Origin of the sequence: Rhodoferax sp. (assembly GCF_014859475.1) — a bacterium.
Classification (GTDB): Bacteria; Pseudomonadota; Gammaproteobacteria; order Burkholderiales; family Burkholderiaceae_C; genus Rhodoferax.
The window spans coordinates 1-10225 of sequence record NZ_JACUUE010000090.1 but is presented as its reverse complement, the minus strand read 5'-3'; the positions used below and the strand labels follow the sequence as shown (position 1 = coordinate 10225).

The following is a 10225-nucleotide window of genomic DNA, read 5'->3' as shown; positions in this document are numbered from 1 at the left end:
GCGGCTGGCGGGGATCGAACCCACGACCCTTGGCTTCGGAGGCCAATACTCTATCCACTGAGCTACAGCCGCAACTGGGAGTGGCGATTGTAGGTGTTAAAAATTGCCCAACCCTATAATCCAAGCTGCTTTCGCACCCACCATTGAACCGAGGCCAACATGAGCGACCCACATCACACCGCCGACCACGACGCACACGCTGCCCCCAGCCCCAGCGGGTTGAAAAAAATTGCCGCCCTTCTTGTTCTGCTGGGACTGCCATTGGTAGTGGTTGGCTCCTTGGTGGGTTGTAACAAAACGCAAACCGGCGGCCAGATCGCGTCAGACATGTCCGAAGAAGCGGTTGCCGGGCGCATTCAAAAAGTGGGGCGCTTCCAGTTGGGCGAGGCCTCGCGCGAGCCCAAGACCGGCGAACAGGTTTACCAGGCGCAGTGCACCACTTGCCATGCAGCCGGCCTGGTGGGCGCACCCAAATTTGGCGATGCCGCCGCCTGGGCACCACGGCTGGCCACCGGTTATGAAGCGCTGTTGAACTCGGCCCTCAAGGGCAAGGGCAATATGGCGGCACAGGGCGGCGGTGCCTTTGCCGACTTCGAAGTGGGCCGCGCCGTGGCTTACATGGCCAATGCCGCGGGTGCCCAGTTTGAAGAGCCCGAGGCGCCAGACGCCGAAGCACCTGACGCTGCGGCAGCCGAAGCCAAATAAGCCCAGGTTTACTTTTTCTGTAGCGCTTGCGGGCTTTTGACAAAGCCGAAGCGCGCGGGCAAGTCGCGCCGCAACATCTCTTGCGGCTGCCACAGCCCTTGCGTCACGGCCTCTGCGGCCAAACCCATGTCCTGGGTGTGCACCAGCCCGAGCCCGGGCTTTGATGCCAGGTACAAAAAGCCCATCTCATCAAGCCAAGCCTGCTGCACCTCGGCGGCCCGGCCCAGGTGGTCCTTGACCGTGTGGTCGGGCTGCACGCGCCAGATCAGCGGTGTGGCTTGCAGCTCGGCATACACGCGCTGCGGCCCATTTTGAAAAAACCACTGACCCGCATCATCAGGCAGGTAGTTGCGGGTGATGAAGTCGATCAGCTTCTCGTGTGTCAGCAAAGAGCCCTTGCTGCCCGGCAGCCCACTCTGGAAAGACCCCGCGGCTTGGGCCCGGTCGTCACGCAGAAACCAGTTGCCGCGCGCATCCAGCCCCAGCCAGCCGTAGCAGTCGGGCACGTTGGGCCATTTGGCCATGGCTTGTTTGACAATGTCGTCCATTTTTTTCTCCTGTCAATGGGCCAGCAACCAGCCGCCCACGGCCTGCGGCAGCGTCTGCAAATGGCCGGGTGGCGATCCCGCCATAAAGCCGACATGGCCGCCCTGTGCCGGTTGCCAGAGTGTCACATGTGCCCCCACATCGCGCTGCTGCGGCAGACTGGCGGCCGGAACAAACGGGTCGTTCAGGGCGTTGACCACCAGGCTTGGCAGGCGAATGTCGGCCAGGCGCGGCTTGGCTGACGCGCGCAGCCAGTAGTCGCGGGTATTTTTGAAGCCATGCAGGGGTGCGGTGAACACATTGTCGAAGTCGTACAGATCGCGTGCCGCCCGCAGGTTCCGGGCATCGAACAGGCCGGGAAACTGGGCCAGCTTGCGCAGCGCCTTGGGTTTCATGGTTTTCAGGAACATGCGGGTGTAAACCTGCCGGTTCAGGCCGCGGCCAATGGCCAGACCGCTGGCGCTCAGGTCAAGCGGCGCAGAAATACTGGCCAGCGCCTGCACCATGCTGACCGCCGTGCTACCCGCTTCCTGCGCCCAGCGCAGCAAGGCGTTGCCACCGAGCGACACGCCCACGGCATAAAGCGGCCCGGCGTGGCGGGTACGCAGGCGCGCCAACATCCAGCCAATTTCTTCAAAATCACCCGAGTGGTAGGCGCGCGGGGCAAGGTTGATCTCGCCACTGCAACCGCGAAAATGCGGCACGGCAAAGCCCCAGCCTTGGGCTTGCGCCCATTGGCCCAGCGCCAGCGCATAGTGACTGCGCGAGCAACCCTCCAGCCCATGAAACAGCACCAGTAAAGGCGCTGCGGGTTGGTCTGCGGGCGCATCGCGCCAGTCCACATCGACAAAATCGGCATCGGGCGTAGCCCAACGCTCGCGCCGGTACGGCGTTACAGGCAAGCGGGCGGTGCGGCTTTGCAGGGCCGGCCAGATGGTTTGGGCATGGCCACCGGGCAGCCACCAGGGCGCGCTGTAGAGCATGGCCCAAAGCCCTAATGCAAAACCGGTGGCGTGTCGGTGACGTCGTGCGGCTCGCGGGCGTTGCCGGGGCTGGCGTGGTGCGCCACCATGCGCCAGCCCTGTGCGGTCTTGTGATAGACGTTGGTGGCAATCACCACCGCCTCCATCGGGCCCTCGGGGGTGAGTAGTTCCACGCGTTCGCGCACGCTGTGCACGGCGCTGCCCAGCGCCTCGATCTTGCGCACGCCTTCGGCTCGCACCCGTATGCTGCCGCGGTTGAACATGGCCTCGAACGCCGAGCGAATGGCGCCCAGCCCGATCATGCGCGGGCCGCCCGGGTGCACGCACACCACCTCATCGTCATCCGCCCAGCAGGCCATCAGCCGCTCCAGGTCGGCATTTTGCAGCGCGTCATAAAAGGCGATTTCAAGCTCGTCGGATGAACCACCCACGATGGCGGCAATTTTCTTGGCTTTGGACATGGTGCGGACTCTTTCAATGTGAGCCCGATTTTGCCGTGCTTTCAAAAAAAGCGCGGCGCCCGGGCCTGCCGTCGGCCTGACGGACAATCCCGGCGTCATGCGCCTGCTTGCCGTTGTCGTCCTCATCACCCTGCCTTGGCTAAATCCGTTGTCGCTTGGGCCCACCGCTGCCGTGGTGCCGCTGTTGTTTGCCTGGAGTTGCGCGGCCGCCTTGCTGCTGCTGTGGGCCAGCGCCCACCCGCACCAGCAGCGCGCAGACTGGGTGCGCGCCGCAGCAGGAGCTTGGCTTATGGCCGCCGCCTTGAGCGCCGTGATTGGCTTGTTGCAGTATTTCGGCGCCACCGCATGGCTCGGGGTGTGGGTCAACCACACGGAAGTGGGCCTGGCTTATGGCAACTTGCGTCAGCGCAACCAGTTTGCCAGCTTGATGAGCATCGGGCTGGTGGCCTTGTTGTGGTGGGCGGCCCAGCCGTGCCGCCCCGGATTCTGGCGACAGGCTGGCCTGATCGGCCTGGCCGCGTTGCTGGGCGCGGGCAACGCGGCGTCCTCGTCGCGCACTGGTTTGTTGCAGTTACTGATGCTGGTGGCCTTGAGCCTGTACTGGATGCACCGCAAGCGTCGTCACGCCAACCATCAAAGCAGGCAGGCACAGCAGCGGGTGTTATTGGCTGCCGTGCTGGCCTATGCCTTGGCCACCTGGGCACTACCGTGGCTGGCGGGGCTTGACCCCATGCACAGTGGTGCCTGGGCAAGGTTGCGCGAAGGCGATGCGGTGTGCGCCAGCCGCCTCACCCTGTGGCGCAACGTGCTGTTTTTGATCGGCGAAAAACCGTGGCTGGGCTGGGGCTGGGGCGAGCTGGACTATGCGCACTTCATCACGCTCTACCCTGGCGCGCGCTTTTGCGACATTCTGGACAACGCCCACAACCTGCCTTTGCACCTGGCGGTGGAGCTGGGTGTGCCACTGGCTGTGCTGGTGTGCACAGCTGTGCTGTGGCTCATCTGGCGCGCCCGACCCTGGCGCGAGCCCGACGCCACCCGGCAAATGGCTTGGGGCATTTTGACGATGATGGCGCTGCACAGCCTGCTGGAATACCCGCTTTGGTACGGCCCGTTCCAGATGGCCGCGGGGCTGTGTCTCTGGCTGTTGCTACCCGAGCGTCGCCGGAAAAACAGGGCGCTGGCGCCCTACCTGCAGGTCGCCGCTGCGGGCACGCTGCTCACGTTCTGCGCGCTGGCCGGCTGGCAATACCACCTGGCCAGTCAAATCTATTTGGCACCCGATGAACGCGCCCCGGCGTACCGGCTGAACACCCTTGAAAAAACGCGCCATGTCTTCTTGTTTCAGGATCAGCTGCGCTTTGCCGAACTCACCCTCACCGAACTGACGCCAGACAACGCAGCGCAGATGAACCAGCTGGCCCGGGAAATGCTGCATTTTTCGCCCGAAGCGCGGGTGGCCGAGATCGTCATCGACAGCGCGCGGCTGCTCGGACACGAGGCACAGGCCGACTTCTACCTGGCGCGCTTTGAAGCCGCCTTTGCGCAGGCGCAGGCCCAAGCCGCCGGGCGAAAAACACACAGACCTTGATCGTCACCGCGAGCGAGGCGCGGCAGTCCATGCCGTCCGGGGTCATGGACTGCGTCACTTCGTTCGCAATGACGGGACTGTTCATGGAAAGCAAAGCACGGGCAGGACGTAACCCTCCAGCAAAGCCACGGTGGCTCGGGCAAGCAGACCCGCGCCATCCTCGACGGCATTGAAGCCGACGTGGCCACCGCGTATCTGGAGTACCTGTACTCCGACGAAGCGCAAGACATCATCGGCAAAAACTTCTACCGCCCGACTTCTGCCAAAGCGCTAGTGCAGTGTTGCACGCCAGCCGGTTCCCCAACCTGAAATTGTTTGGCATTGACGAGGCATTTGGGGGCTGGGCCAAAGTGGCCAAGGTGCATTTGGCCGACGGTGGAACGTTTGACCAGATTTACACCCAGAAGTAAGTCAGCATCTGAGCCGCTTTTGCCACACACATCAGGGAGGCATCTCATGTTTAACGTCACAGCCATTGTGTCTGGTCCCGGTCCGGTTTTGGTGCGCCTGCTGCCGATCGTGGACCAACTGCTGCTGGAAGCCGCCAACCTCAAGCGCGCCGAGAAAGACTTCAGCCCACGCATGGACGGGCCGCTGTCCATCGCTGCCACCCACTCGCAGGCGCGCTACGCGCTGCCGCATGTGGTGCACGACTTTCGCGAGAAATTTCCGCAGGTCACGCTGCATTTGCCTCAGGGCTCGCTCAAGCAGATCGCCGAGCTGCTGATTTCGGGCTGGCGCACAGCGAACCCGTGACCTTGCAATAACTGGCCCAGTACCCGCTCATCACTTACAACCTGTGTTTTACCGGGCGCTCGCACATTGACGATGCCTTTGAGCGCGACGGCTTGCACCCAGAGACTGCGCTCACTGCCATGGATGCCGACGCGGTCAAGACCTATGTCGAGCTGCGCATGCTCGACGCGCGCCACCTGTTCGAGATCAACCTGACCCGCGACGTGGTGGAGGCCGCTCTTGCAGAGTCGTTCGTCGTGGCATAAGCGGCGCCAGGGGCGGGTTGTCAGGACTTGACGCGTGTCCTTGGCAGACAATGGCAGCATGAATCAAAACGTGCTGTACGCGCTGGGTGCCGCCGCCCTGTTTGGCGCCAGCACACCGTTTGCCAAACACCTGACGGGCGAGATGCCGCCCGTCTTGTTGGCCGGACTTCTTTATCTGGGCAGCGGGCTTGGCCTGAGCCTGGCACGCCTGCTGCGCGACGGCGGCCTCAAACCCGCCGACCTGCCAGCGCAAGAATGGCCATGGCTGCTGGGCGCGATTTTCTTTGGCGGCGTGCTCGGGCCGATGGCCTTGATGTTGGGGCTGGTCTCCACGTCTGGCGCCACCGCGTCACTGTTGTTGAATCTGGAAGCCGTGCTGACGGCGGTCATGGCCTGGCTGGTGTTCAAGGAAAACGCCGACCGGCGCATCGTGTTGGGCATGCTGGCCATCGTGGCCGGTGGCGTTGCTCTGGGCTGGCAGGCCGACACCGGCGCCAGCTCCAGTTTGACGGGCCCACTCCTGGTCAGCCTGGCCTGCCTGTGCTGGGCCGTTGACAACAATTTGACACGCAAGGTGTCGGCCTCAGATGCGCTTTTTATTGCCAGCCTCAAGGGCCTGATGGCCGGCACGGTGAACACCGCGCTGGCCATCAGCCTGGGTGCCGCCTGGCCAAATTTGGCCACCTTGGCCGCAACAATGCTGGTCGGCCTGGTGGGCTATGGCGTCAGTCTGGTGTTGTTTGTGCTGGCCTTGCGGGGCCTGGGCACGGCCCGCACGGGGGCCTATTTTTCAACCGCACCGTTCATTGGGGCGGCCGTGGCCTTACTGGTGTTTCCGGAGACGACCTCATGGGTCTTCTGGCTGGCGGCCGCATTGATGGCTTTGGGGGTCTGGCTGCACCTGACCGAGCACCATGCCCATGAGCATGTCCACCAGGAACTGGTGCATGCACACATGCACAGCCACGATGAACACCACCAGCACACGCATGAACCTGGCACCGACACAAGCGCCCCGCACAGCCACCTGCACACCCACAACAGCATCAGGCACAACCATCCGCATTACCCCGACATTCATCACCGGCACGGGCACTGAGGCGTCAGTGGACATCATCAAAGCTTGATCAAAAAAACACGCGGGCCTGATGGCTTTGTTCGCGGTGAAGGCGTGCATCAGACACGCCAGCACGGGCTGAAAAATCTGGATCTATATATGAATACAGAGATAATCAAATAAAAAATCCGTTGTTTGAGTTTTAAGCTTCGGGACCCACAATGCGTGCTCCTTCAACTTCGACGCACCGCTGCAGCACCACACCATGGTCCCGATCATCATCATTTCCGGCTGGCGGCACCGGCGGACCCGGAGCGGCGCAGCGTGCGCAATGACTTTGCGCCGGTGCCTTACCAACCGCTGCCGTTCAAAAGCATCGTCGTGGCGAGCAACACCGACCCCTATTGCCCGGTGCGCACGGCCGGGGCCTATGCGCGGGCCTGGGGCAGCGAATTTGTGCGCCTGCAAGATGCCGGCCACATCAACCTGGAAGCCGGTTCTGGCCCCTGGCCGCTGGGGCTGGCGCTGCTGAAGACCCTGACCGACGAGGCGCGCGCTCAAAGCCAGCCCGAACTGGCCGCCGCCTGACAACCCGTTTTTGCACTTTTTTCAACCTTTAACCCCGTTAATTTATCCAAGGACTCCTGATGAAATTCAAACAAAAAATCAGCCTCGCCATTGCAGGCATCGCCCTGTCAGCCGCCCAGTTGGCCTCTGCGCAAACCCTGCTCAACGCGTCTTATGACGTGTCGCGCGAGTTTTACAAAGACTTCAACACCGCCTTTGTCGCCAACTACAAAAAGACCGCTGGCAAGGACGTCAAGGTGGACCAGTCACACGGCGGCTCCAGCGCCCAGGCGCGTGCCGTCAATGACGGCCTGGACGCCGACGTGGTCACCATGAACACCACCACCGACGTGGCGTTTCTGGCCAGCAAAGGCATCGTGGCCGCCGACTGGGCCAAGCGCTTCCCCAACAACGCCGCACCCACCACATCGACCATGCTGTTTCTGGTGCGCAGTGGCAATCCCAAAGGCATCAACGACTGGGCCGACCTGATCAAGCCCGATGTAAAGGTGATCGTGGTCAACCCCAAGACCGGCGGCAACGGGCGCATGGCCTACCTGGCCGCCTGGGGCTACGTGCGCAAAACCGGCGGCACTGACGCGCAGGCCGCTGAATTTGTCAGCAAGCTGTACAAAAACGTGCCCGTGTTGGCCAAAGGTGGTCGCGACGCAACCGCCATCTTCTTGCAGCGCAACATTGGCGACGTGCTGATCACCTTTGAGTCCGAAGTGGTGTCGGTGAACCGCGAATTTGGTGCCGGCAAGGTCGATGCGGTGCACCCGTCCGTGAGCATCATTGCCGAAAACCCGGTGGCCGTGGTGGAGCGCACGGTGGCCAAAAAAGGCACGGGCGAACTGGCCAGAACTTACCTGAACTACCTGTACTCGGAAGAAGCACAAGAGATTGCCGCCAAACACGGCATTCGCCCGACCAACCAGAAAGTGCTGGCCAAACACGCCAGCACCTTCAAACCGCTGCAACTGTTCGCCGTGAGCGACTACTTCGGCTCACTGTCCGAGGCGCAAAAAGTGCACTTCAACGACGGCGGCCAGTTTGACAAGATTTACACGGTGAAATAAACGCGTCAGTGCGTAGTGCGGCAATCCATAACTCCGGCATGCATGGACTGCCGCGTCACTACGTTCCTCGCAATGACGCGCTTATTTCCGTCACTGCGAGCGAAGCGCGGCAGTCCATGCACCCGGATGTCATGGATCGCCACGCTTCACTTTCCATGAACAGCTCCGTCATTACGAACCCCAGCCCCGTCATTGCGAACGAAGTGACGCAATCCATGCACCCGGAAGTCATGGATCGCCGCGCTACGCTCGCGATGACGAAGTCTCTGTTCAAGGGCCGTGTGCGGTATCGGGCCGGGTACGGATGGCTCGCGATGACCAAGCCACCACGATGATGCACAGCGCAATGACAGCTCCCGAGCCCACCACTTTTTTCATATGACCACCGCAACGCTTTCCATGTCGCCGCAGCCGCAGGCATCGCCGCCCAAACGCGCCCCCAAACGCGTCTTGCCCGGCTTTCACCTGACGCTAGGCTACACGCTGTTTTACCTCAGCCTGATCGTGCTGATCCCGCTGTCGGCCCTGCTGTTCAAGACCTTCACCCTGACCTGGGTCGAGTTCTGGTCGGCGGTGGCCAGCCCGCGCGTGCTGGCCTCCTACCGGCTGACCTTTGGCGCCTCGTTTCTGGCCGCCCTGTTCAACGTGTTTTTTGGCCTGCTGCTGGCCTGGGTGCTGGTGCGCTACGAGTTTCCAGGCAAAAAGATCATCGATGCGCTGGTGGATTTGCCCTTTGCGCTGCCCACTGCCGTGGCCGGCATCTCGCTCACCGCCTTGCTGGCCGGCAATGGCTGGATTGGGCAGTACCTGGAGCCGCTGGGCATTCAAATGGCCTTCCACCGCAACGGCATCGTGATTGCGCTGATCTTCATCAGCCTGCCGTTTGTGGTGCGTACCGTGCAGCCGGTACTCGAAGATGCCGAGAAAGAACTCGAAGAAGCCGCCACCTGCCTGGGGGCCTCGCGCTTTCAAACGTTTCGCCACGTGATTTTTCCCAGCGTGGCGCCGGCGCTGCTCACCGGTTTTGCCATGGCTTTCGCCCGCGCCGTGGGCGAGTACGGTTCGGTCATTTTTATTGCCGGCAACATGCCCATGATTTCTGAAATTACCCCGCTCATCATCATCGGCAAGCTCGAGCAATACGACTACGCCGGCGCCACCGCCGTGGCCACGGTGATGCTGGGCATCTCGTTTGTGCTGCTGCTGGTCATCAACGGCCTGCAAAGCTGGCAGCGCCGCCGCGCCGGAGGCAAATCATGAGCACGCTCATCCGTAGCCAAGCCAGGGCCGGTACCACCGAGCCCACCTGGGTGCGCTGGTCGCTGCTGACGCTGGCGCTCGGCCTGGTGACCCTGTTCCTGCTGCTGCCGCTGGCCGCCGTGTTTACCGAAGCCCTGCGCAAGGGCCTGCCCGCCGCACTTGAGGCTTTATATGAGCCCGATGCCTGGAGCGCGATTCGGCTGACGCTGCTGACAGCAGCGGTGGCGGTGCCGCTGAACCTGGTGTTCGGCGTGGCTGCCGCCTGGGCGGTGGCCAAATACGAGTTCAAGGGCAAGGCCTTTTTGACCACGCTGATCGACCTGCCGTTTTCGGTTTCGCCGGTGGTGGCGGGTTTGATTTATGTGCTGATGTTTGGCGCGCAAGGCTGGATCGGCCCCTGGCTGGCTGAGCACGACATCAAAATCGTGTTTGCCGTGCCCGGCATTATCCTGGCGACCATTTTTGTAACCTTCCCGTTCATCGCGCGCGAGCTGATTCCGCTGATGCAGGCACAGGGCACCGAAGAGGAGCAGGCGGCCATCGTGCTGGGCGCCACCGGCTGGCAAACCTTCTGGCATGTGACGCTGCCCAACATCAAGTGGGGCCTGGTGTATGGCGTGATTTTGTGCAACGCGCGCGCCATGGGCGAATTTGGCGCGGTGTCGGTGGTCTCGGGCCACATTCGCGGCCAGACCAACACGCTGCCGCTGCACGTGGAAATTTTGTACAACGAATACCAGTCGGTGGCCGCCTTTGCCGTGGCATCGCTGCTGGCCTTGCTGGCGCTGCTGACGCTGCTGATCAAGTCGGTGGTGGAGTGGCAGTTCGAGCGCGACCAAAAAGCCGCTGCTGCCTTGCCACCCGAAAGACCGACGGCCTGACATGAAGCACATCATGCCCGTCATTGCGAACGCAGTGCAGCAATCCATCTCCCCGGACTGCATGGACTGCCGCGCTACGCTTTCCATGAACAGC

The 10225-nt window shown here is 62.4% G+C and carries 9 protein-coding genes, 1 tRNA gene and 3 pseudogenes; 9 read left to right on the top strand and 4 right to left on the bottom strand.

What is annotated here, in order from left to right; genetic code table 11:
- Positions 1-72 (bottom strand) — tRNA-Arg (locus tag IBX54_RS09190).
- An 87-nt stretch (positions 73-159) separates the two neighbouring features.
- Between IBX54_RS09190 and IBX54_RS09185 the strand changes: the two genes are divergently transcribed.
- Entirely contained in the window at positions 160-705 is a 546-nt protein-coding gene (locus IBX54_RS09185; protein ID WP_296542357.1) for a c-type cytochrome, read from the top strand.
- 8 nt (positions 706-713) lie between these two features.
- Here the strand turns inward: IBX54_RS09185 and IBX54_RS09180 are convergent, their stop codons facing one another.
- The 3 genes from IBX54_RS09180 to IBX54_RS09170 are packed head-to-tail and all read right to left on the bottom strand — an operon-like array spanning position 714 to position 2695.
- Positions 714-1253, bottom strand: a complete 540-nt coding sequence (locus tag IBX54_RS09180) for a DUF2946 family protein (protein ID WP_296542356.1) — start codon at positions 1251-1253, stop codon at positions 714-716.
- A 12-nt stretch (positions 1254-1265) separates the two neighbouring features.
- Positions 1266-2234 (bottom strand): alpha/beta fold hydrolase, encoded by a 969-nt coding sequence (locus IBX54_RS09175; RefSeq protein ID WP_296542355.1) that lies wholly within the window; start codon positions 2232-2234, stop codon positions 1266-1268.
- A gap of 11 nt (positions 2235-2245) precedes the next feature.
- The gene (locus tag IBX54_RS09170; RefSeq protein WP_296542354.1) at positions 2246-2695 is read right to left on the bottom strand and encodes a nuclear transport factor 2 family protein; all 450 of its coding nucleotides are present in this window, start codon (positions 2693-2695) and stop codon (positions 2246-2248) included.
- Between the two features lie 97 nt (positions 2696-2792).
- Here IBX54_RS09170 and IBX54_RS09165 point away from each other — a divergent pair, with 97 nt between their 5' ends.
- The 8 genes and pseudogenes from IBX54_RS09165 to cysW all read left to right on the top strand — a co-directional run bounded on the left by IBX54_RS09165 (position 2793) and on the right by cysW (position 10131).
- On the top strand, positions 2793-4286 hold the full coding sequence (locus IBX54_RS09165; protein ID WP_296542353.1) for an O-antigen ligase family protein: 1494 nt from the start codon (positions 2793-2795) through the stop codon (positions 4284-4286).
- Positions 4287-4466: 180 nt separating this feature from the next.
- A pseudogene (locus IBX54_RS09160) lies at positions 4467-4696 on the top strand (sulfate transporter subunit); the annotation flags it as partial.
- Positions 4697-4793: 97 nt separating this feature from the next.
- Positions 4794-5242, top strand: a pseudogene (locus IBX54_RS09155) (LysR substrate-binding domain-containing protein); the annotation flags it as partial.
- 103 nt (positions 5243-5345) lie between these two features.
- Positions 5346-6386, top strand: coding sequence for a DMT family transporter (locus IBX54_RS09150; protein WP_296542352.1), 1041 nt, complete (start codon positions 5346-5348; stop codon positions 6384-6386).
- A gap of 255 nt (positions 6387-6641) precedes the next feature.
- Positions 6642-6932 (top strand): annotated as a pseudogene (locus IBX54_RS09145) (RBBP9/YdeN family alpha/beta hydrolase); the annotation flags it as partial.
- Positions 6933-6991: 59 nt separating this feature from the next.
- Positions 6992-7990, top strand: coding sequence for a sulfate ABC transporter substrate-binding protein (locus tag IBX54_RS09140; protein ID WP_296542351.1), 999 nt, complete (start codon positions 6992-6994; stop codon positions 7988-7990).
- Positions 7991-8368: 378 nt separating this feature from the next.
- Positions 8369-9250 carry a sulfate ABC transporter permease subunit CysT gene (cysT, locus tag IBX54_RS09135; protein WP_296542350.1) on the top strand — a complete coding sequence of 294 codons (882 nt, stop codon included), beginning with the start codon at positions 8369-8371 and terminating at the stop codon, positions 9248-9250.
- Complete coding sequence (gene cysW / locus IBX54_RS09130; protein WP_296542349.1) at positions 9247-10131, top strand: sulfate ABC transporter permease subunit CysW; 885 nt, start codon at positions 9247-9249, stop codon at positions 10129-10131. Before cysT ends, cysW begins: the two co-directional genes overlap by 4 nt.
- Positions 10132-10225 lie beyond the last annotated feature (94 nt).